The sequence below is a fragment of the Herbinix hemicellulosilytica genome (assembly GCF_002904165.1).
GTDB lineage: Bacteria > Bacillota > Clostridia > Lachnospirales > Lachnospiraceae > Mobilitalea > Mobilitalea hemicellulosilytica.
This window is the reverse complement of the sequence record NZ_CVTD020000017.1, coordinates 70918-93719: the sequence shown is the minus strand read 5'-3', so window position 1 is coordinate 93719 and position 22802 is coordinate 70918. Positions and strand designations below refer to the sequence as shown.

The window sequence follows — 22802 nt, the reverse complement described above, 5'->3', positions numbered from 1 at the left end:
GATAGATGATGAGAGAAGAATGGTATGATTTTAATACGGGAAGCTGGATGACTGATATAAATGTCAGAAGCTTTATTCAGCATAACTATACACCATATATGGGAGACGAATCTTTTTTGACCGGCCCCACTGAAAGGACCTTAAAACTTTGGGAAAAGGCTAAAGCATTAATGAAAGAAGAACATGAAAAAGGCATATTGGAAGCCGAAACTTCAAAACCTTCAAGTATAACCGCTTTCGGCCCGGGATATCTGGACAAAGAAAATGAGATTATAGTAGGTTTTCAAACCGACAAGCCGCTTAAGAGAGGTATAATGCCAAACGGAGGAATCCGTGTAGTTAAAAAGGCATTGGAAGCTTATGGCTATAGTCTGGATAAGAAAACAGAAGAAATCTATACTCACAACAGAAAAACCCATAATGACGGTGTGTTTGATGCTTATACCGATGCTATGAGAAAGGCAAGACATTCGGGAATTATAACAGGGTTACCCGACGCATACGGCAGAGGAAGAATTATCGGAGATTATCGCAGAGTTGCTTTGTATGGCGTGGATTTTCTTATAGAGGATAAGATTAGGGAGAAAAAACTGCTTGAAATTCCTACTCTGGGATCACCTGATATCAGATTAAGAGAAGAACTGTCAGAACAGATTAAAGCTTTAAAAGAACTTAAGGAGATGGCTGCTTCCTATGGCTATGATATAAGCAGGCCTGCCAAAAACTCCTTTGAAGCCACCCAGTGGACTTACTTTGCATATCTGGGTGCCATCAAGGAGCAGGACGGTGCAGCCATGAGCCTTGGTCGTGTATCTACTTTCCTCGATATTTATTATGAAAGAGATTTAAGGCACGGACTTATCACAGAGGAGGAAGTTCAGGAACTTATCGATCAGTTTGTTATGAAACTTCGTATGGTAAGATTCCTTCGTACTCCGGAATATAATGATTTGTTCTCCGGTGATCCGACTTGGGTTACCGAATCTATCGGTGGTATGGGCCTTGACGGAAGGACGCTGGTAACAAAGACCAGTTACAGAATCCTACATACTCTTTATAACCTGGGTCCTGCACCGGAGCCCAACCTTACGGTTTTATGGTCCGTAAACTTACCTGAACCGTTTAAGAAATACTGTGCCAAGGTTTCCATCGATACCAGTTCAATCCAATATGAAAATGACGATATCATGAGAAATTATTGGGGAGACGATTACGGTATTGCTTGCTGTGTATCGGCTATGAGGATCGGTAAGCAGATGCAGTTCTTCGGTGCCCGTGCAAATCTGGCTAAAGCTTTACTTTATGCCATCAACGGAGGTAAAGACGAAAAAACCGGAGAACAGGTCGGACCTATGTTTGCTCCTATAACAAGCGAATATCTGGATTATGATGAGGTTATGACAAAATTTGACCAGGTTCTTGACTGGCTTTCCGAATTGTATATAAATACTTTGAATGTTATTCACTATATGCATGACAAGTATAACTATGAAAGACTCCAGATGGCCCTTCATGACGTCAACATTCTTCGTACCCAGGCTTGTGGCATTGCCGGTTTGTCTGTTGTGGCAGATTCCCTGTCTGCAATTAAGCATGCCAAGGTTAAGGTAATCCGCAACGAACAGGGCCTGGCAGTGGATTATGTAGTTGAAGGGGACTATCCGGCTTTCGGTAATAATGACGATCGTGTAGATCAAATCGCCATTGACATTGTTGAGAAATTTATGAATAAACTTAAGAAAGTTAAGACTTACCGTGACGCTATGCATACATTGTCCATTTTGACCATTACATCCAACGTTGTATACGGTAAGAAAACCGGAAGCACTCCGGACGGAAGAAAAGCGGGAGAACCGTTTGCTCCGGGAGCCAATCCTATGCACGGCAGGGATAAAAAAGGAGCCATAGCTTCTATGGCTTCTGTGGCAAAACTGCCTTACAAGTATGCACAGGACGGTATATCCTATACCTTCTCCATTGTTCCTAAGGCATTGGGAAAAAATGAAACAGAAAGAGTTGACAATCTGGTAGGAATGCTGGACGGATATTTCCACAGCAGAGGGCATCACATCAACGTCAATGTCTTTGACCGTGAAACCCTGCTTGACGCTATGGAACATCCGGAAAAGTATCCTCAGCTTACTATCCGTGTATCCGGTTATGCGGTTAACTTTATAAAACTGAACAGAGAACAACAGCTTGATGTAATCAATCGTACTTTCCACGAAAGATAAGATTAGACTGCATTTAACAGGTCATAGGCGGACATGGCATGTCCGCCTATTATCTCTTAAGATTTACAGCCTATATACAGTAAGATGTTTATTTTATTATAAGACAGCCGTATATTAACAGAAAGGGTGATGGCTGTGGCTAATTACGGAAGAATTCATTCATTAGAAAGTTTCGGTACGGTAGACGGGCCGGGAATACGATTTGTTGTTTTTATGCAGGGCTGTCCTTTACGGTGCCAGTATTGCCATAATCCTGACACCTGGGATGTAAATAAAGGTAAGGAATATACTCCTCAGGAACTAATGAATGAAATAATAAAATATAAGCCCTATATAGATTACTCAAAGGGCGGAGTAACTTTTACCGGCGGAGAACCTCTGCTTCAGGCCGACTTTTTGTTGGAAGTAAGCAAATTATGCAAAGAAAAAGGAATTTCGGTGGCGATAGATACATCCGGTTTTATATTTAATGAAAAGGTAAAGGAACTGTTGGAATATACGGACTTGGTCCTTCTTGATATAAAAAATTATGACCCTCTTGTATATAAAATCGTCACAGGGGTTTCACTAAGTCCTACTCTGAAATTTTTAGATTATCTTAAAGAAAAAAATATAGCCACATGGGTACGATATGTGGTTGTACCGAATCTTACCGATAATCTGGATGCGGTAAAAAAATTGTCAGACCATCTGGACGGATATCCGAATGTAGAAAAAATAGAGCTTCTTGCTTTTCACAAAATGGGCGAATATAAATGGAAAGAGCTTGGCCTTGAGTATAAACTTACCGATACCAAAGAACCGAGTAAAGAACTGATGAAACAGATAGCCGAAATACTGTCGGCAAACGGGAAAACGGTAACTTCAAATAAATAGGTTGAAGTAATAAAAATCAAACAATATCGGCATTAAGCCATATTTTTATAGCAAATAATACACAATATAAGTTGTTTGGCCAATAACTGAACGGCAGTATATTAAATGAGGGCATTGATGTTTTTGGTTTTTCAAAAACCAATTAACAGATGCCCTTTTTAAGTGCATGCGGCAATCCGATTTTATTTGCATAATAGTATTGACAAATCTCAAAAGACTGAATATAATTAAAAAGTGCTTCTTGAATATGATTTATGATATGGCGAAGTAGCTCAGTTGGCGAGAGCATGCGGTTCATACCCGCAGTGTCGGCGGTTCGAGTCCGTCCTTCGCTATTTTTTTATTTTATCTGCAACTGATATGGTTTGATTTTGAAAAATATTTATTAAGCACACAGACCTTCTTGAATGTCATCGTAAGAGTGCGATGCGTTTGGGAAGGTTTTTTATATAATTTTTTTATATAAGATAAGATATAAGTTTAAACCGGCTGTTTTACATATTAAGTTAACTTAACAATATCTGACATATCCTGGTTCTTTTGGTTGACTGATTTTAAAGGTAAACTTACAATAAAGGTATAGTTTTCAAGTATCGGCATTTTAGGTGGTGAACTTATGGAGAAAGCCGTAAAAGTTAAAATAGTAAGGGCAGGGACCGATACAGTAAGGGAAATTTGCCTAAATCCAAATGAAAGTTTGTATAATGCCATGATAAGGTGCGGCATACCGGTTAATGGAGTATGTGCCGGAAGGGGAACCTGTGGAAAGTGCAGGGTAAAAGTTTCGGAAGGATTTCTAAATATAACATCGGCCGATAAAAAATATTTTACAGACTATGAGCTTTCTTTGGGTTTTCGTTTGGCCTGCATGGCTTATCCTGAAAGGGATTGTACTGTAATGGTGACGACAGAAGAGGAAAAGAATTTTAAAGTAGTATCTGAAGGCATTGATATTAAGAAGGGTTTAACTAAAGACCTTTCATTTGCCAAAAATGAAAAAAGGTATGGCATTACTATAGATTTGGGGACTACTACTTTGGTTATTGCTTTGATTGATTCGGCAGACGGAAGCATCCTTGAAAAATACACAGCAGCCAATCCCCAAAGGGTTTACGGAGCCGATGTGATATCAAGAATAAAAGCATCTAACGAGGGGAAAGGAGAGCTTTTAAAATCCCTTATAAGAAGAGAGCTTTCAAACGGAATAAGAACTTTAACTTATTATCGGCAGATAAGGCTTAAGGATATTGAAAATATAGTCATATCCGGAAATACCGCTATGATTCATATTTTAATGGGTTATCCCTGTGAGGGCCTTGGGGCTTATCCTTTTACTCCTTATAAGGAAGGATTTATTTATTCATATTCGGATGAACTGTTTGACATAGCTGAAAAGATACCGGTTATCATTCTTCCGGCCATATCGGTGTTTGTGGGAGGAGATATAACCGCCGGACTCTTAGCTTGTGGGTTTGACAAAATAGATAAACCTTGTCTTTTTATTGATTTGGGGACCAACGGCGAACTGGCCCTGGGAAATAAAGAAAAGATACTTGTGACCTCTGCATCTGCGGGACCGGCATTTGAAGGAGGAAATATTTCCTGCGGGGTCGGAAGTATTCCGGGAGCTATATGTCATGTATCTTTATCCGGCAATAATTTAAAATATGAAACGATTGACGGGCTTGCTCCGATTGGATTGTGCGGGAGCGGAGTTATTGATCTTACCGCACAATTGCTTAAAGAAGGCATAATTGACAGTACAGGGCTTTTGACCGATGAGTATTTTGAAAACGGATACTGTATAGACGGAATCAGATTTTTGCAGGAGGATATACGAAACGTTCAGCTGGCAAAAGCTGCCATAAGAGCGGGAATTGAAGTTTTGTTAAAAAGCTACGCAATATCAATTGACGAGGTGGAACAGGTATTTATTGCCGGGGGATTCGGGTATCATCTGGATATAAGTAAGGCTGCATATATAGGGTTGTTTCCTCAGTCGGCAGTAAAAAAAGCAAAAACTTTAGGAAATACAGCCCTTTCAGGGGCGGTATTGGCTTCATACGATAATGGGGCAATAAACAGGCTGGAACATATTATATCTGTTTCTAAAGAAATACACTTATCGGATGATAGGGATTTTAATGATTTGTTTATTCAGTATATTTCATTTTAACATTATTATTTAACATTATAATTTAACATTTCATATAACATTATTTTCAACATTATAATTACGGGAATGAAAATATATTATTCAGGAGGACAAATAATGAGAATAGGTGCAGGTTATGATGTTCATAAACTGGTTGAGAATAGAGAGCTGATTCTGGGGGGAGTAAAGATTCCTTTTGAAAAAGGGCTGCTCGGTCATTCCGATGCGGATGTGCTTGTACATGCCATTATGGATGCTTTACTGGGAGCCGCAGCTTTAGGAGATATAGGAAAGCATTTTCCGGATACGGACGAAAAATATAAAGGAGCTTCCAGTATTGAGTTATTAAAACAGGTAGGGGCCATGCTGGAGGATAACCTATATTTGATTGAAAATATTGACGCCACCGTTATTGCCCAAAGGCCCAAATTGGCAGCCTATCTGCCGGAAATGAAAAAAAATATAGCGGATGCTCTTAAGATATCCGAAGATCAGGTTAATATAAAAGCAACTACTGAAGAAGGTTTGGGTTTTACGGGAGCAGGACTTGGTATTGCTGCCAATGCCGTATGCCTCATTGAATCTATGATGAATTATCAGGCAGATGTAACGCCATATGTAAATGGGCGCAGTTGCGGTGCATGCGGAGGCTGCCGTATGGGGCGGTAATCGTAAAGGTATTGACAAAACCGGTATATACGCATAAAATGTATTAAAGATTATATATTTTTCTTATAATAGCCAATAGGAAAATCAGATAACCATAAAATATATAGAATTAAGCATAAATACGAAGATAATACAAATATTATATTAAAGGAATAATTTAAGCTATATATCATATAAAAGCTATGAACGGAAAAGTAACCTTAGGGAATGCATCAGAGAGGGAGTGTCGGCGGCTGAAAGCACTCCTTGCTGGAACTGGGGCGAAGTGCATCCGGGAGCTGATTCGGTGAGGAAACTAGCCGAATCCGGTAACGGCCGTTAACCTGACAAGATGTATGCATTTTATTGGCATACAAGTAGAGTGGAACCGCGTATAAAACCGCCTCTATATTTTAGAGGCGGTTTTTTTAAACAGTATTTTTAAACGATAAATCAATATTTTAACTTACCTTGAGGTCAAATTATATTTACATACTGCAAAATAGGTTCGATCCGGCATTTATCTGTTTTATGATTTGATAAACTTTTTATTAAAATTAAAAAATTTGTATATCGGATTTAAAAAAGCCTTCAGATTTTAATTTGAGGCATAGATTTCCGGATAATTTACTTTTAAACAGTTATAGCTAAACATTATACATCTCAAGAATTAAGGTAATTCGGTGACTTTAAGCGGGAGGTATCAATTCATGGGTTTAATTAAATATATAAAAGAAGAAATGCAGATTATAAAGGAAAGGGACCCTGCCATAAAAACCCCTTTGGAAGTTTTTCTGTATCCCAGTTTTAAAGCTATGCTTCATTACAGGATAGCTCACAAACTTTATAAAAAGAAACGCTTTTTCTTGGCAAGATGGATATCCCAAAGAGCAGCCCGTAAAACCGGTATAGAAATTCATCCGGGAGCTACCATAGGAAAAGGCCTGTTTATTGACCACGGCATAGGAGTGGTAATAGGGGAAACCGCCATAATCGGAGATAATGTTACCCTTTATCAGGGAGTTACTTTGGGAGGTACTGGTAAGGAAAAAGGAAAAAGACATCCTACCATTGGAAACAACGTTATGATAAGTGCGGGAGCAAAGGTGCTTGGTTCATTTACCATAGGAGACAATTCCAAAATCGGGGCAGGCTCAGTGGTGCTGTCGGAAGTACCGCCAAATTCTACAGTTGTAGGAGTACCCGGAAGGGTGGTAAAACGGGACAATGTAAAAATACCCCGTGAGGATTTGGATCATGTGCATTTGCCTGACCCTATAAAAAATGATATTAATGGTTTAAAAAATGAGAATCAGGAACTGAAAAACGAACTGAAGAAGATTTATGAAACCATTGATGAACTTAAAAAAGAGATTGAACAATTAAAAACTGCCGGAAAATAAGACATAAGCAATGAATATACATTAAATAATTATGTTAGGAGGAAGCTTATGAAAATTTACAATACATTGACACAAAAAAAAGAAGAATTTATTCCTGTCGAAGAAAACAAAGTGCGAATGTATGTGTGCGGCCCTACCGTATATAATTATATCCATATCGGAAATGCCAGACCCGCCATATTCTTTGATACGGTAAGAAGATATTTTGAATATAAGGGTTATAAGGTAAATTATGTATCAAATTTTACCGATGTAGACGACAAGATAATCAAAAGAGCTATTGAGGAAGGCGTCGATGCTTCGGTTATATCCGAGCGCTTTATAAAGGAATTTAGGACTGATATGAAAGCCTTGAATGTTAAGGAAGCCACATATCATCCCAAAGCTACCGAGGAAATCGAAGGGATGATAGAGATGATAAAAACACTTATAGATAAAGGCTATGCTTATGAAAAAGACGGAACAGTTTATTTCAGGGCAAGAAGCTTTAAAGATTACGGAAAGTTGTCCAAAAAGAATATTGACGATTTGGAAGCGGGAGCAAGAATTGCCGTAAGTGAATTAAAGGAAGACCCCATGGATTTTGTCCTTTGGAAGCCAAAAAAAGAAGGAGAACCCAGTTGGCCTTCACCCTGGGGAGACGGCCGTCCCGGCTGGCACATTGAATGCTCGGTCATGAGCAGTAAATATCTGGGAGAGCAGATTGACATACACGGCGGCGGTGAAGACTTAATTTTCCCTCACCATGAAAATGAAATTGCCCAAAGTGAAGCCGCAACCGGCAAAGAATTTGCCCGGTACTGGATGCATAACGCGTTTATTAATATAGACAACAAGAAAATGTCCAAATCTGAGGGAAATTTCTTTACCGTAAGAGATATATGCAAAGAATATTCGGGGCAAGTCTTAAGATTTTTCATGCTGAATGCCCACTATCGCAGTCCTTTGAATTTCAGCAGAGATTTAATGGAGGCGGCTGCAAATTCGCTGGAGAGGATATTGACTTGCGTGGGACAGCTTGATTATTTGCTTAAAAACGATTCGGTAAAGGATGGAGATTTGACTGCCAAAGAAGAGGCAGTACTTAAAGAAGCAGACTTGCTGAGGGAAAAATTTGAGGCGGCAATGGATGATGATTTTAATACTGCTGATGCTATTGCGGCTATTTTTGAGCTGGTTAAGCTTGCAAATATAAATTGCGGCACTGACAAAAATAAAAAATTTATTTTATCGATGAAAGAAAGAATTGTATCCTTATGTGATATACTGGGAATAGAAACAGAAAAAGAAGAAGAAATTCTGCCTGAAGAAATCGAAAAGCTTATCGAAGAAAGGCAGGAAGCAAGAAAGAACAAGGATTATGCGAAAGCAGACAAAATCAGGGACGAGCTTTTAAAGAAAGGTATAATACTTGAGGATACAAAAGAAGGTGTAAGATGGAAGAGAAAATAAACATGGCGGCTTATATCAGACAATCTTTTAATATCCAGGATACGGACATAAAGTCTTACTCCGGTCTTGCACTGGCTTATATAGGAGATGCCATTTATGACCTTGTTATCAGGACTATTATAGTGGAACAGGGTAATGCCCCGGTTAATAAGCTTCATCAGAAAGCTATTAAGCTGGTACAAGCTTCTGCCCAGGCAAAGCATTACCATATGATACAGGATCTGTTGACAGAGGATGAATTGGCAGTTTTTAAACGGGGAAGAAATTCCAAATCTATTCATGCTTCTAAAAACGCAGACTTATCTGACTATAGGATTGCTACGGGCCTGGAAGCCCTGATGGGGTACCTGTACTTAAGCGGCCAGACTGCCCGTATGATGGAACTGATGCAGCCGATATTTAAAGATAAAAAATAGATAGTTAAAGCAAAAGCTGACCTGATATGGGGTCAGCTTTTAGTTGTTTTATACTGCAAAAAAAATTTTATAAGCTTATTTTCTTTATTTTCGCAAATATGGAGTTATCCCATTGTTATAGTATTTAGTGTGATTAAATAACATCTTTAGAGGACCATTTTCTTTTTTCCACCTTAGGAATAATTGGGAATGGTAAATTATTCTTCACTTTTTTGCCATTCTTTTGCCTTAAAAATTTACTAAAATATACCCTGGATGTGAATGGCTGGCAAAAAACACAAAGATTTGAAGAACAATCGTGACACAAGTCACAATGATTGATTCTTCTTAGTAAGGAGGAATAATGACGAAAAGAAGGACAAAATATTACATTTTAACAGCAGTTTTATCGTTTCTTTTATTGGGATTCTTTATCGGCATTAATAAATCCGATGTTCGAAGCGTAAATGCAGCTATTAATGATAAAGAGACAGTAAAGCTAAGAATTATCGGAACCACGGATTTGCACGGTCAGCTTAAAAGCTTCGATTTTGAGCAAGGCGTGGATTATAATAACGGGGGTTTGGCCAGAGCTTTTGACCTTATAAAAAAAGCAAAAGCCGAATTGCCTGATGGAAATACCATCGTTTTAGATGCCGGGGATTTCTTATTTGACTTTACAACCGAATATATTTTCTCGACAAATCAGGATGCAATACAGCCTATATTACAGGCTATGAAATATGTTGGTTATGATGCCATAACTTTGGGCAATCATGAATTTGACTACGGGTATGATTATATCTTAAAGCAGCTGGACGGCTCAGGCCTTAGGGATATTACCGTTGTATCCAATGTAACAGATGCAAGAACAGGGGAACATCCTTTTCTTGAAAATATGCTTATTACCCGTAAATTAAAAACCACGTCCGGCAAAGAAGTTGAGGTAAAGATAGGAATTATGGGTCATACTATTCCCCATCTGACGGGTAAAACCCATAGCTATGCAGGTATCCTGACCGGTGAAGATATAGTGGAAAATGCTAAAAAACAGGCTAAAAAGCTTAAAGAAATGGGAGCCGATATTATTATTTCCTTGTCTCATACCGGAATAGGCCCTGTTAACCCAGAACTCAATTTTAAGAATGTTGCGTATGCTCTTTCAAAAATAGATGAAATTGATGTTATTGTATGTGGCCATGAGCATAATCTTTACCCTACTACCGATATGACATCACCATACTATAAGCTTCCGAATGTTGATAAGAAAACTTATCTTATGAACGGAAAAAATGTTGTGATGGCCGGTGACCGGGGAAGGGCTGTCGGAGTTGTAGATTTGGTATTAGAGACAGCGGGAAATTCGGTAAAGATAGTTGACCGCAAATCCGAACTTCGAATGGTCACGGAAAAAGATACGAAGGAAGACAAGACCATAGCTGCTATGTTTGGAGAATGGGAAAAGCAGCTTCTTCATTATTCAAAAGATGTTCTTGCTCAGCTGGAGCCTGGCTCTTTAATTCACAATTATTTCGGCTTGCTTTCCGACAATGCCGCCATACAGTTATTGAATGATTCAAAGATTTATTATGCCTTGTCCAAAATAAAGGCCGATTATAAAGAATACATAAATTACCCCATTATAGCCGCTTCTAGCTATGAAAGCTACGGGGTTAAATCTATAGATGATTTCGTTAAAATCAGCGGTGAAATTTCGGAAGCGAATCTCGCCTCCCTGCAGAACTATAACAGTTATCTATATGTGTATACGATTACGGGAGCCCAACTGAAAGAGTGGTTGGAATGGTCAGCCAGTGCTTATGAGACCATAGGTAAAAATATGAAATGGTCAGACAGCACCATGGCTTCTTTGATGAAAGACACAGGTTTACAATCCCTTATTAGGGAAGAGTGGCTGAATGACTGGAGCAATTTCTATATATTTGACGGCATCACCTATGAAATAGACCCTAGTAAAGATCCAAGATACGATTTTTCCGGCAATATTATTAGCAGCAACAGAAGAGTGTCCAATGTCCGTTATCAGGGAAAAGAAGTAACCGATGATATGGAACTTCTGATAGCTACCAACAAGATTACTAAACCTGTTGTTGCAAACAAGGGTGTTGAAGAACAGATAGTTTTAAAAGGCTTTGTAAGAGGCCAGGCTATACTTGGCGATTATATAAAGCTTCTGGCACAAAGTGGCAGCATAATGCCTCAGGTTGATTACAACTGGAAGTTGAAACTTCCTGCCGACTATCAGTTTATAATAAAAGTGCCGCATTATGCAGGAGACTTATTTGAAAAGACGCCATGGTTTGTAAAATATCTGACTGTAAAGGATCAATATAAGTATTATATTGCATCCTATCCGACAGAAAAAAATGATACCACACCACCACATTTGGTTATAGCTCCATTAATTACGAATCCTACAGCAAGCTCTTTTGAGGTTGCGGTTCAGGCCGTGGATGATTCCGAGATAGTAAGTTTAAAATATCTTGACAAGGATATGGAGGCTGACCATGATATTTGGGCAGTTGCCTATAATATCCCCAGCAAAGGCTTTACTGTGCATAAAAACGGCGTTTATACCGTATATGCAGAAGATGCTCATGGGAATAAAACAACCAAGAAAATTGTAATAAGCAACTTTAATGACAATTTACTGCCCAGGCCAACCGTAGACAATTATACCAACAGGAAATCAAAGATAAGCGGAAAAGCCGAACCGAATACCACCCTGGTAATCGAAACTCCCGGAAAAGTTTATGAGACAAGAGTAGGATCAAGCGGTAGCTTTTCTGTTGCATTGCCCGGTCAGTTGGCGGAAACATACATTACCGTGTATGTAAAAGATGAAGAAAGAAATCTAGAAAGTGAACGGGTTGCGGTACGCATTAACCGAACCGGTCCAAATCAGCCACAGGTGAATGCTATATATAACAATATGAATTATATAACCGGTAACGCCAGAGACGATGTAATGGCGGTTGTAGCCCTTGTCGATGATATTGCTTATGTTTACGGAAAAAACGGCAAAAAACTTTTTGAAGCCAATACTGAAGTTTATAATAAGTCAATTAAAATAGTTGAAACCGAAGGAGTAATATCCTCAAACGGGCAGTTTATCCTTATGCTCCCGCCTCTTGAGGCCGGTACATCCGTGAAAGTTTATACTCTTGATCATGTTTCAAGAAACAGCAGAGTAACGACAGTAACGGTTAAAGAGGTTGGACCAAATGCACCGGTGGTTTATGAAGTAAGCAATATTGAGAAAACTATAAGAGGTTATGTACCTTCCTCAACAAATACTATTTATACGATAAAGTTAAATCTTGGTAATAAAGTTTATACTACCAAGACTGATAAAAACGGCAAATTTACATTTACCTTAAGTGACCAGCTGTATGCGGGACAGATTTTGACAGTTGTGGCTTACGATACTAAAGGCAACAAGGAAAGAGCAAGTATTCCCGTTGAAGTTACGGTTAATGATATTGAAAATTATGTAAAGCCAAATTCTGCAACCTTAATCGTTAACAAAGTAACCAGCAAATCCTATGTAGTATCCGGTTATTATTATTCCGGAGGAGATGTATATGTTGCTATTGCGCATGGAGAGGGTAAAAACTTTAAGAGCAGGATATACAGTGTCAATGTAGATGACGATGACAGTTTCATATATTATCTGGACGAAAAATTGGATGTAGGTACCAAGATATACGTAATGGCAAGATTTATAGACGGGAAAATCCTTGTGGCACAGAAAGTGACGGTAACAGCGGGACGGCCTGATACACCTGCATTGTTAAATGAAATAGCAAATACGGACAAAGAAGTAAAAGTAATTGCCGCAAAGGATTGTACTGTTACCCTTACCATAGGTAAAAAGACATATAACACCGATAAATACCAGTATGACGAAGCAAGCGGTAATTATATTTACACTTTGGAAATCGACAGAGACCTGTCGGGTACGGCCGTAACCGTAACCGCATCTAACGAAGCCGGAACCAGCGATCCTTTAAAAAGTGCAGTCGTAAAGGCGGCACCGGATGCTCCTGCAGTAGATCCGATCCGGAAAGGAGACAATAAAATAACCGGAACTATTGAACTACTGGATTATGTATCTTCCTCGGGCGAAAGTTCGGAGGATATTCCGAAAGAGTTTAAGGATGCGGCTCTCAATGTGGCAAAAACCCAAACAAGGGTTTATGCCCAGATAGGAGATAAAACCTACAAGGGCACCATTGATAATGACGGTAAGTTTGTAATTGAAATTCCTGCTCAAAAAGAAGGAACGGCAATAAAATTGTGGGGTACGAATAAGGCAGGAAGAGGACCTTTGGTTAAAGTCAAAGTAAGTAAATAAAACCATTTATAATACACATTCTTTATAAGATCACCGATGGGTTTATGATGTCATAGGCAGACATTTATGTATGCGGTAAATGCCATTTCAAAGCCCATCGGTGTTCTTTTATAAATTTTTGCTGCCGGAATTTTTATCATATATAATATAATTATTATAAATTTTTAATCAAAGGAGGATGCCATGGAACTGTGGGATATATACGATAAATGTTTTATAAAGACCGGAAGATTGCATGAACGGGGAAAGCCGATGGCAGACGGGGATTACCATCTGGTTGTACATATTTATCCGATAAACAGTAACGGACAGATTCTTATACAAAAACGGGCAGATACGGTCAGTTGGAAACCCGGATACTGGGCCGTAACCGGTGGCTCGGCAGTATCGGGAGATGATGCATGGGCTACCTGCCAAAAAGAATTATGGGAAGAATTGGGGTTAAAAGCTGACAGGGAAAATGCCAGTCTTGCCATGATGTACAGAAGGCATAACAGTTTTTGTGCGGTATGGATTGTCAGGACCGACGTAAGCATAGACGAGCTTAGGTTACAGGCTTCCGAAGTAAAAGAGGCCAGATGGGCTACCCGTGAGGACATAAAAGCCTTGGCAAACGAAGGCTTATGGGTAGACTATTTTTATATGGATTTCCTTTTTCGTCTGATTGATGATGAGTTAAGAACTCAAATGAGGTCTTAAAATCTTTTTACTCAGGAAAAGCGGTGATAAAATTCTTATTAGGATTGTCTGTCGTCCTAAAGAATATAATTGGTTTTAAACGAAGATTTTATATAAATAACTACGGTTAAACGATATAAGGTCGATTTTCCCCATCTGAAATAACTGGAAATATATGTAATATTATGATAGGATAAATACGCCATTAATTTAAAGTATTCGGGTGGGGTATCTTTATGAAACAACTTGTTTTATTACTGGTTATTCTGACACTTAGAATATTGACACCTATGGAGGCACTGGATATTGTTAAGGAAGAGTACGCTTTGAATTTTACTAAAGTTTATTTATCCGAAGATATGTCTGACTATTATTATAAACTGGATGGAAAAGATTACTATTTGGCATATGAGGAAACCGATGAGGCAAGCGGTAATTATCTTATCAGGCTTTATGAATTTGTAGTTGACGATCCTGATTTAGGCTTAGGGCATATTGTTACTTACGGCTTTTTTTGGGTAGACCCAACTACGGCAGATATTTTCGAATATTAATATTCTCTTAATAGTATTTAGGTCCGGCGTTTTATGAAACTTATATATGTGTGAGGCAAGGAATATTAATTTTTATTTTATTACTGCTTAATTGCTTTTTTTTTATAAAATGATAGAATATAATCGTAGATATTGGTAGTATAATAGTTATTTGTATATACTATGAATGTGTTTATTAAATCTATTTTAACTTAAGGAGGAGAGAATATGAATATACCTACCCCGCACATAAATGCCAAAGCAGATGATATAGCAAAGACAGTTCTTATGCCAGGAGATCCTTTACGTGCTAAATTTATTGCCGAGAATTATCTGGAGAATGTCACATGTGTTAATACGGTAAGAAATATGCTCGGATTTACCGGTACTTATAAAGGCAAAAAAGTATCGGTTATGGGCAGCGGTATGGGTATGCCTTCAATCGGTATCTATTCTTATGAGCTGTTTAATTTCTATGATGTGGATAATATAATAAGAATCGGTTCTGCCGGTGGAATAGCTGACAATGTGAAGTTAAGGGATATTGTTATTGCTATGGGTGCTTCGACTAATTCCAATTTTGCCGCCCAGTACAAGCTTCCGGGAACCTTCGCCCCTATTGCTGATTTCGGCCTGCTTCGTAAAGCCGTAGAAGCTGCAGAAAAACTGGGTATTAAAACGGTAGTAGGCAATGTACTGTCATCGGATACATTCTATGATGACAATAAAGAAGCCAATTCTCTGTGGAAGAAGATGAATATACTTTGCGTTGAGATGGAAGCGGCTGCACTATATATGAATGCGGCAAGGGCAGGTAAAAATGCTCTATGCATTCTTACTATTTCCGACCATGTATTTACCGGAGAGGCTTTATCGGCTGAAGACAGGCAGAATACTTTCCGTGAAATGATGGAGATTGCTCTGGAAATTGCATAATTATTTTGTATTTGAGAGGTGCATAGATTTTGGATAGAACAGAAATATTTAAAAGGGTGGATCATACCTTACTTACTCAGACAGCAACATGGGCTGAGATAAAGCAAATATGCGACGATGCCATAGCCTATGGGGTGGCGTCGGTTTGTGTTCCCCCGTCTTATGTTAAGAGGGTTAAAGAATATGTAAAAGATAAGATGGCTGTATGTACGGTTATCGGATTCCCAAACGGTTATCAGACAACAGAAGTAAAGGTGTTTGAAACTAAAGATGCCATAAACAACGGAGCCGACGAGATAGATATGGTTATAAATATAGGCTGGGTAAAAGACAGGGAATACGGCAAAGTTACCGATGAAATAAGACAGATAAAGGCTGCCTGCGGTAACCGGATACTTAAGGTTATTATTGAAACTTGTTTGCTTACCGAAGAAGAAAAAATAAGGATGTGCCAAGCGGTTACCGAAGCCGGAGCAGACTTTATCAAAACTTCCACAGGATTTTCAACTAAAGGAGCAACATTTGAAGATGTAGCCCTGTTTGCTAAATATGTGGGAGAGAATGTTAAAATAAAAGCGGCAGGAGGAATTGCTTCCTTTGATGATGCTGAGCGTTTCATTGAGCTTGGAGCCGACAGGCTTGGTACCAGCAGAATAATCAAGCTGGCAAAGAATCAGGAAGCAACGGGATACTAAGGAGGTGTAAGTATGAGTACGGAACGGGAGCAAAATAGCCTTATTCCCAAGGAAAAAGGAGAGTTGCTGGCAAAAAACGAGCTTGTCAATAGGTCTGTAATCCAAAATTTAATACGCCAGGCTATTCAGGCCATGGATAATGCCTATACTCCTTATTCCAATTTTAAGGTAGGTTCGGCCTTGCTTACAACAAAGCAAAAAGTCTATACAGGCTGCAATATAGAAAATGCCGCCTTTACACCCGGCAATTGTGCGGAAAGAACCGCATTTTTTAAGGCAATAAGCGAGGGTGAAAGGGATTTTGCAGCCATAGCCATAGTAGGTGGAAAAAACGGTATATTAAGTGAGTTGTGCCCTCCCTGTGGGGTATGCCGCCAGGTTATCAGGGAATTTGTGGACCCCCGCAAGTTTTTGGTAATTTTGGCTACATCCGAAGAAGACTATGTGGTGTATTTCCTGGAAGAACTTTTACCGCTAAGTTTTGGGCCTGATTATCTGTAAAGACAATCTTGCATAAAAATACTTAATATATAAACAGATTTTTTTATAGAAATCAAATAGAGAGAAATTTTTTGACTGATAATTGTGAGAAATTCACTGTTGTCAGTCTTTCTTTTTCATAAAAATCCTGTTTTATAAGACTTATAACTTACATTTTCTTAAATCCGAACAAGACTTATAAATTTGCAAGGATGCAGTTATTAAATAAAATAATAAATTTGTATGATAATTTATTCATGGTAATACTTTCAAATAAAAAAATGGTATGATATAATCAGGTTAAATTATGTTATACTTGAAAGGAATGGATTAGAATGTACTCATTTGATGATGTAAAAGCCATTGATCCTGAAATAGCAAAAGCTATAGATTCTGAAATTGAAAGGCAAAACGGGCATATAGAACTTATAGCTTCAGAGAATTTTGTAAGCAAAGCGGTAATGGCAGCTATGGGTAGCCCCTTAACCAACAAGTACGCGGAAGGTTATCCGGCAAAAAGGTATTATGGCGGATGTGAATTTGTGGATGTAGCTGAAAATCTTGCTATTGCACGAGCTAAAGAACTGTTTGGATGCACCTATGCCAATGTTCAGCCCCATTCCGGCGCTCAGGCGAATATGGCGGTATTCTTTGCTTTGCTTAAGCCCGGTGATACGGTTATGGGCATGAATCTGAATCATGGAGGGCATTTGACCCACGGAAGCCCGGTAAATATAAGCGGCAGCTATTTTAATATAGTTTCTTACGGAGTAAACGATAACGGTTTTATAGATTATGATGAAGTGAGAAAAATAGCACTGGAAAGCAGGCCAAAGTTGATTATTGCGGGTGCCAGTGCTTATGCCAGAAAAATAGATTTTAAGAAATTCAGAGAAATAGCCGATGAAGTCGGAGCATTTTTGATGGTGGATATGGCCCATATAGCCGGTCTGGTAGCAGCTGGCTATCATGAGAGCCCTATTCCTTATGCCCATGTTACAACTACTACAACCCATAAGACCTTAAGAGGGCCCAGAGGTGGCTTGATTCTTTCCAGCCAGGAATTTGCCGAAGAATATAAGCTTAACAAGGCTGTTTTCCCCGGAACACAGGGCGGTCCTTTGATGCATGTAATAGCAGCAAAAGCAGTTTGTTTTAAAGAAGCCCTGGAACCCGGCTTTAAAGATTATATAGGAAGAGTTGTAGAAAATGCTCAGGCTCTTGCCAAGGGTTTAATAAAGAGAGGATTTAACTTAGTATCAGGAGGAACCGACAATCACTTGATGCTTGTAGATTTGCAAAATATGGGCGTAACAGGAAAAGACGCGGAAAAACTTTTAGAATCAGTAAACATTACATGCAATAAAAATACTGTACCCAATGACCCTGCTTCACCTTTTGTTACAAGCGGAATCCGTTTAGGAACACCGGCGGTAACAACCAGAGGGATGAAGGCTGAGGATATGGATGTAATTGCCGAAGCCATTTACCTTATGATTAAAGATGGGGAGACCAACAGAGATAGGGTTAAAGATATGGTAAAAGCCCTTACGGACAAGTATCCCCTGTATTAATAAAGTTTTATTTATATAATGTTTCCTGTATAATTTAATAACATAGAAAAGGCGGATAAACGCTTTATTCTAAAACCGGCTACTAAAATAATAGCTGTCCTTAAAGCAGAAATATTAGGGACAGCTATTTTTTAGCCTGTTTTATAATTTTATATTACTCATGGTATAGAATTTGCACAACAGAAAATTATCCTATTATTTATTCTATTTCTATCAAACCTTCTTTTAACATATTCTGAAAACATTTGGTTCCGAAAATTATACCTACTATTATGACACCGGCAAAACATAAATATTTTACTATTTTGGTTATGTCCACTGTTACCTGGATGGAAGTACCGTTATCGTTATGTTCAAAGTTGCTTTTTGACATATTATCATCCTTTCAGAAATAATGTATCCGATCTTTATATAATATTATACATAATGTCATTTTTCATTCCAAATTTAATATCCAAGCTCTTCGCCTACAAGTATAACCTTAATTCTGCCGGGAACTCTTGATTTTCGGGTGATTACTATCTGGCAGCAGATACAGTCATCTACAAGGCAGTTGGTGCAGCGGCCCAATTCCGCACAGGGAGTATTATATTTAAGCCTTACACTATTGGGCGGCGAAGCCATATTTCTGACTCTTTCGATACCTGTTTCCACATCGGTAACGATTTTATTCATACCTGCAATCACAATTACGTTTTTAGGTCCGGCTATAAGGCATGCCACCCTGTTACCTCTGCCGTCTATATTTACCAATTGTCCGTCTAATGTGATGGCATTGGAGCTCATGAAAAAGTAGTCACAGGTAGCGATTTTGCCGTATAGTTCGTGGCTTTCTTCCGGGGTTTTGGCGGTACTGCGGTCATATAATATGTAATCGGAAGCCATTAAATCATCAATCAGGCCGATTTCTTTCAAAGTTTCCGATCCTCCCCAGGATATGGAACATCCGGGGGTCAGAAACCGTTTGGCGGTAGCTAAGGCTTCCTCTCTGTTATCACAATAATAGCCTTCGATACCCCGTTTGTTGAACCGCTCGATAATGGTATTTGCCAGATTCTCATAGTAGGTTTTTTTGGGCGACAACGATTATTCCTCCTTTAACTTTTAACATTTAATTTACATACCGATTTTTTTCAAAACATATTATACCATTTTAAACATATGCTTGTTATACCTTTTAATAAAACAAATTCCTATTGCACCCGGTCCGGTATAAGTGCCTATGGTTACACCTATCTGAAATACGGGGTAATTTAATTTTCTTTCAAGATATGTTTCAAGTTTGTCTCTCAGATAAATTGCATCATCCATGGTTGTAGCATTGGCAATGCAGAAATCATAGTCGTCTGGATTTTCATTGTTTTCTTTAAAATATTCCACTACCATATCAAATACTTTATCTAAAGATTTTTTTCTTCCGCGGACAATGGCATAGGGGATAAGTTCTCCGTCTTTCAGTTGTATAAGAGGTTTTAAGTCCAGCATATCTTTAGCTAGGGATATAACTTTGCCGATTCTTCTTCCCTTGGAGAGGTAATCTAATGTATTAACCGTGAACATAATCCTAGCCGTGTTTTTCAGTTTATTTGCTTCTTCTGTGGCTTCTTCAAGAGAAAGGCCTGCTTCTTTCATGGCGGCTATTTGGAGCATTAAAAGCCCCTGACCGCCGGTGGCCTGTATGCTGTCAATAACAGAAATGGTAGATTCAGGATACTGGTCTTCCAGGATTTGCTTGGCGCTTAAAGCAGACTGATAAGAACCGCTGAATTTTTGGGTAAGACACAGGCACAGGATGTCTTTGCCTTCTTTTAATGCCGGCTTAAACATGCTGATATAGTCCTGAACCGAAGGAAGTGAAGTTTTGGCATAGACTTTACCTGACATCAGGGTATCATAAAACATTTCCTTGCTGATATCTATATGTTCCTTATAATATGTTTCCTGATCAAAGCTCACATAGAATGGTATCAAATTTATTTGATGTTCCTTTAGCAACTGTTCCGGAATATCACATGCAGAGTCGCTAAATAGTTGATAAGGCCTCATAATATCCTCCTATATTACCTTGTGTCGTAGTTTTGAATACTACATTAATTGTAAACTATTAATTGTCATTATTCAATATTAATAATGTTAATATTGATACACTATTGATAACATTATATATTTGTCCAAGAATTATATTTGTCCTTAAGGCAATTATAAGTTATACTATTTATGTTTGATATTGTATTTATTAACATAAAGGGAAGATGGATACATGTCTGTAAGTTTATATATAACTGAAAAGCCCAGTGTTGCTTTGGAATTTGCCAAAGCATTGAAAATCAATGCAAAAAGACAGGATGGGTACATTGAAGCCGGCGACACCATAATAACATGGTGTGTGGGCCATCTGATTACTATGAGTTATCCGGAAAGCTACGACCCAGCTTTAAAGAAATGGAGTATGGAAACCCTTCCTTTTATTCCGGACGAATTTTTGTATGAGGTTATTCCTGCGGTGAAAAAACAGTTTGAAATAGTAAAATGGCTTCTTAACCGAGAAGATGTAACGACAATTTATGTCTGCACCGACTCAGGAAGGGAAGGAGAATATATATACCGGCTTGTTGACCAGGTGGCCAAGGTGCCGGATACAAAGATAAAAAAACGGGTATGGATTGATTCCCAGACCGAAGAAGAAATTTTAAGAGGCATAAGAGAAGCAAAACCCTTGTCCGCTTATGACAACCTGGCCGATGCGGCTTATCTTCGGGCCAAGGAAGATTATCTGATGGGTATAAATTTTTCCAGGATACTTACTCTCAAATACGGAAATAAAGTTCAGGATTTTTTAAAAGGCAAGAAATGGTCAGCCATAGCCGTAGGAAGGGTAATGACCTGTGTTTTGGGTATGGTTGTAAGAAGGGAGAGGGAAATCAGAAATTTTGTAAAAACTCCTTTTTTCAGGGTTTTGTCGTCTTTTTCTGTAACCAGGGGTGACTATACGGGAGAGTTTACCGGTGAGTTTAAAGCCATAGAAGGGTCGGCATATTTTAACTCCCCCCTGCTTTATAAGGAAAACGGATTTCTTAAAAGAGATTCGGCCGTAGAACTGATAAAACAGTTGGCAGGGAATCTGCCTAAATATAATGATGACGGTACATGGAACCGGGATGAAAGTTCGGACGAATGCTTGTATGGTACAGTAACTCATACGGAGAAGAAAAAGGAGAAAAAAAACCCCCCTCTTTTATATAATCTTGCGGAACTACAGAATGATTGCTCCAGACTATATAAAATAAGCCCCGATGAAACCCTCAATATAGCCCAGGAACTTTATGAAAAGAAGTTAATAACATACCCAAGAACCGATGCCAGGGTTTTGTCAACTCCGGTAGCCAAAGAAATATATAAAAATTTAAAAGGGCTCCGAAGTTATTCCGTACTGGGAGGCTTTGCGGCAGAGATTTTATCTAACGGTTCATATAAAGGAATAGCAAAAACCCGGTATGTAGACGACAGCAAGATTACGGACCACTATGCCATAATACCTACCGGCCAGGGTTTCAATGCTCTGGGAAGTTTGTCACCTACAGCCGGAAAGGTTTATGAAACCATAGTAAGACGTTTCTTAAGCATTTTTTATCCGCCAGCCCAGTACCGCAGAATCAATCTTACGGTAAAGATAGGTACCGAATCTTTCTTTTCCACATTTAAGGTACTGGAAGATGAAGGATATTTGGTGATAGCAGGAAAACCATCGGTATTAAAAGAAACACAGACAAGCCAAGGTAAGCAAAGTCAGGATGAGAATGAAGAAAATGAAAATATTTTGGATAAAGAGTTTATGAATACTATCATGAACATAAAGACAGGGGCAAAACTGGCGGTAAATAGTTTATCAATCAAGGAAGGTGAAACTTCGCCGCCAAAAAGATATACTTCCGGTACTCTTATTCTAGCAATGGAAAACGCAGGGCAGCTTATCGAAGACGAGGAACTTCGGGCTCAGATAAAAGGAAGCGGAATAGGAACCAGTGCCACACGGGCTGAGATATTGAATAAGTTGGTTAATATATCTTATCTTAATCTAAATAAAAAGACACAGATAATTACACCGACTTTACTTGGGGAATTGGTTTATGAAGTGGTTAATGCATCAATCAGATCCTTACTTAATGCCGAACTTACTGCCAGTTGGGAAAAGGGACTTACCATGGTAGCCGAAGGCACAATAACAAAAGAAGAGTATATGGAGAAGCTGAAAGGTTTTGTGGAACGGATGGTTAACGGAGTGAAAACCCTTAACAACCAGGATATGCTTATTAAAATTTTCAAGCAGGTGGCTTCATTTTATAAATAGTAAATACCATTAGTAAT

18 protein-coding genes, 1 tRNA gene and 1 other annotated feature are annotated in these 22802 nt (G+C 38.6%); of the genes, 16 read left to right on the top strand and 3 right to left on the bottom strand.

Going from position 1 to position 22802, the window contains the following annotated elements; translation table 11 throughout:
* Positions 1–8 precede the first annotated feature (8 nt).
* The 15 genes from pflB to glyA all read left to right on the top strand — a co-directional run bounded on the left by pflB (position 9) and on the right by glyA (position 18437).
* A complete protein-coding gene (gene pflB, locus HHT355_RS08300) occupies positions 9–2234 on the top strand; it encodes a formate C-acetyltransferase (protein WP_103202977.1) in 2226 nt (741 codons plus the stop codon).
* A gap of 135 nt (positions 2235–2369) precedes the next feature.
* A complete protein-coding gene (gene pflA / locus HHT355_RS08295; RefSeq protein WP_199179177.1) occupies positions 2370–3110 on the top strand; it encodes a pyruvate formate-lyase-activating protein in 741 nt (246 codons plus the stop codon).
* A gap of 261 nt (positions 3111–3371) precedes the next feature.
* Positions 3372–3445, top strand: a tRNA-Met gene (locus HHT355_RS08290).
* Between the two features lie 281 nt (positions 3446–3726).
* Positions 3727–5286 carry an ASKHA domain-containing protein gene (locus tag HHT355_RS08285; protein WP_103202975.1) on the top strand — a complete coding sequence of 520 codons (1560 nt, stop codon included), beginning with the start codon at positions 3727–3729 and terminating at the stop codon, positions 5284–5286.
* A gap of 96 nt (positions 5287–5382) precedes the next feature.
* On the top strand, positions 5383–5934 hold the full coding sequence (gene ispF / locus HHT355_RS08280; RefSeq protein WP_103202974.1) for a 2-C-methyl-D-erythritol 2,4-cyclodiphosphate synthase: 552 nt from the start codon (positions 5383–5385) through the stop codon (positions 5932–5934).
* 173 nt (positions 5935–6107) lie between these two features.
* Positions 6108–6324 (top strand) — a binding site (T-box leader).
* 299 nt (positions 6325–6623) lie between these two features.
* Positions 6624–7316: a serine O-acetyltransferase EpsC gene (gene epsC, locus HHT355_RS08275; RefSeq protein WP_103202973.1), complete on the top strand. Its 693-nt coding sequence runs from the start codon at positions 6624–6626 to the stop codon at positions 7314–7316.
* A gap of 48 nt (positions 7317–7364) precedes the next feature.
* Positions 7365–8768, top strand: coding sequence for a cysteine--tRNA ligase (cysS, locus tag HHT355_RS08270; protein ID WP_103202972.1), 1404 nt, complete (start codon positions 7365–7367; stop codon positions 8766–8768).
* On the top strand, positions 8753–9184 hold the full coding sequence (locus HHT355_RS08265; protein WP_103202971.1) for a Mini-ribonuclease 3: 432 nt from the start codon (positions 8753–8755) through the stop codon (positions 9182–9184). The genes cysS and HHT355_RS08265 overlap by 16 nt, the downstream gene beginning before the upstream one ends.
* A gap of 343 nt (positions 9185–9527) precedes the next feature.
* Positions 9528–13541 carry an Ig-like domain-containing protein gene (locus tag HHT355_RS08260; protein ID WP_103202970.1) on the top strand — a complete coding sequence of 1338 codons (4014 nt, stop codon included), beginning with the start codon at positions 9528–9530 and terminating at the stop codon, positions 13539–13541.
* Between the two features lie 183 nt (positions 13542–13724).
* The gene (locus HHT355_RS08255; RefSeq protein ID WP_103202969.1) at positions 13725–14240 is read left to right on the top strand and encodes an NUDIX hydrolase; all 516 of its coding nucleotides are present in this window, start codon (positions 13725–13727) and stop codon (positions 14238–14240) included.
* Between the two features lie 215 nt (positions 14241–14455).
* Positions 14456–14773, top strand: coding sequence for a hypothetical protein (locus tag HHT355_RS08250; RefSeq protein WP_103202968.1), 318 nt, complete (start codon positions 14456–14458; stop codon positions 14771–14773).
* Between the two features lie 207 nt (positions 14774–14980).
* Entirely contained in the window at positions 14981–15688 is a 708-nt protein-coding gene (gene deoD / locus HHT355_RS08245) for a purine-nucleoside phosphorylase (protein WP_103202967.1), read from the top strand.
* Between the two features lie 29 nt (positions 15689–15717).
* The gene (gene deoC / locus HHT355_RS08240; RefSeq protein ID WP_103202966.1) at positions 15718–16383 is read left to right on the top strand and encodes a deoxyribose-phosphate aldolase; all 666 of its coding nucleotides are present in this window, start codon (positions 15718–15720) and stop codon (positions 16381–16383) included.
* Positions 16384–16395: 12 nt separating this feature from the next.
* Positions 16396–16884, top strand: a complete 489-nt coding sequence (locus HHT355_RS08235; protein ID WP_103202965.1) for a cytidine deaminase — start codon at positions 16396–16398, stop codon at positions 16882–16884.
* Positions 16885–17198: 314 nt separating this feature from the next.
* The gene (gene glyA / locus HHT355_RS08230; RefSeq protein WP_103202964.1) at positions 17199–18437 is read left to right on the top strand and encodes a serine hydroxymethyltransferase; all 1239 of its coding nucleotides are present in this window, start codon (positions 17199–17201) and stop codon (positions 18435–18437) included.
* A 199-nt stretch (positions 18438–18636) separates the two neighbouring features.
* Here the strand turns inward: glyA and HHT355_RS13630 are convergent, their stop codons facing one another.
* The 3 genes from HHT355_RS13630 to HHT355_RS08220 form a co-directional block, all read right to left on the bottom strand.
* Positions 18637–18810, bottom strand: coding sequence for a hypothetical protein (locus tag HHT355_RS13630; RefSeq protein ID WP_158245933.1), 174 nt, complete (start codon positions 18808–18810; stop codon positions 18637–18639).
* A gap of 74 nt (positions 18811–18884) precedes the next feature.
* Positions 18885–19520, bottom strand: a complete 636-nt coding sequence (locus tag HHT355_RS08225) for a lactate utilization protein (protein WP_103202963.1) — start codon at positions 19518–19520, stop codon at positions 18885–18887.
* A 60-nt stretch (positions 19521–19580) separates the two neighbouring features.
* Positions 19581–20483 carry a DegV family protein gene (locus tag HHT355_RS08220; RefSeq protein WP_103202962.1) on the bottom strand — a complete coding sequence of 301 codons (903 nt, stop codon included), beginning with the start codon at positions 20481–20483 and terminating at the stop codon, positions 19581–19583.
* A 214-nt stretch (positions 20484–20697) separates the two neighbouring features.
* Between HHT355_RS08220 and HHT355_RS08215 the strand changes: the two genes are divergently transcribed.
* Positions 20698–22785 carry a DNA topoisomerase gene (locus HHT355_RS08215; RefSeq protein ID WP_103202961.1) on the top strand — a complete coding sequence of 696 codons (2088 nt, stop codon included), beginning with the start codon at positions 20698–20700 and terminating at the stop codon, positions 22783–22785.
* Positions 22786–22802 lie beyond the last annotated feature (17 nt).

What these genes read in the sequence shown, in the direction of transcription:
- HHT355_RS08215 (WP_103202961.1), top strand. Translation starts at nt 20,698, where the DNA reads ATGTCTGTAAGTTTATATATAACTGAAAAGCCCAGTGTTGCTTTGGAA.
- cysS (WP_103202972.1), top strand. Translation starts at nt 7,365, where the DNA reads ATGAAAATTTACAATACATTGACACAAAAAAAAGAAGAATTTATTCCT.
- epsC (WP_103202973.1), top strand. Translation starts at nt 6,624, where the DNA reads ATGGGTTTAATTAAATATATAAAAGAAGAAATGCAGATTATAAAGGAA.
- HHT355_RS08220 (WP_103202962.1), bottom strand. Translation starts at nt 20,483, where the DNA reads ATGAGGCCTTATCAACTATTTAGCGACTCTGCATGTGATATTCCGGAA.
- HHT355_RS08255 (WP_103202969.1), top strand. Translation starts at nt 13,725, where the DNA reads ATGGAACTGTGGGATATATACGATAAATGTTTTATAAAGACCGGAAGA.
- HHT355_RS08285 (WP_103202975.1), top strand. Translation starts at nt 3,727, where the DNA reads ATGGAGAAAGCCGTAAAAGTTAAAATAGTAAGGGCAGGGACCGATACA.
- glyA (WP_103202964.1), top strand. Translation starts at nt 17,199, where the DNA reads ATGTACTCATTTGATGATGTAAAAGCCATTGATCCTGAAATAGCAAAA.
- deoD (WP_103202967.1), top strand. Translation starts at nt 14,981, where the DNA reads ATGAATATACCTACCCCGCACATAAATGCCAAAGCAGATGATATAGCA.
- pflB (WP_103202977.1), top strand. Translation starts at nt 9, where the DNA reads ATGAGAGAAGAATGGTATGATTTTAATACGGGAAGCTGGATGACTGAT.
- HHT355_RS08250 (WP_103202968.1), top strand. Translation starts at nt 14,456, where the DNA reads ATGAAACAACTTGTTTTATTACTGGTTATTCTGACACTTAGAATATTG.
- HHT355_RS08260 (WP_103202970.1), top strand. Translation starts at nt 9,528, where the DNA reads ATGACGAAAAGAAGGACAAAATATTACATTTTAACAGCAGTTTTATCG.
- HHT355_RS08265 (WP_103202971.1), top strand. Translation starts at nt 8,753, where the DNA reads ATGGAAGAGAAAATAAACATGGCGGCTTATATCAGACAATCTTTTAAT.
- HHT355_RS08235 (WP_103202965.1), top strand. Translation starts at nt 16,396, where the DNA reads ATGAGTACGGAACGGGAGCAAAATAGCCTTATTCCCAAGGAAAAAGGA.
- ispF (WP_103202974.1), top strand. Translation starts at nt 5,383, where the DNA reads ATGAGAATAGGTGCAGGTTATGATGTTCATAAACTGGTTGAGAATAGA.
- HHT355_RS13630 (WP_158245933.1), bottom strand. Translation starts at nt 18,810, where the DNA reads ATGTCAAAAAGCAACTTTGAACATAACGATAACGGTACTTCCATCCAG.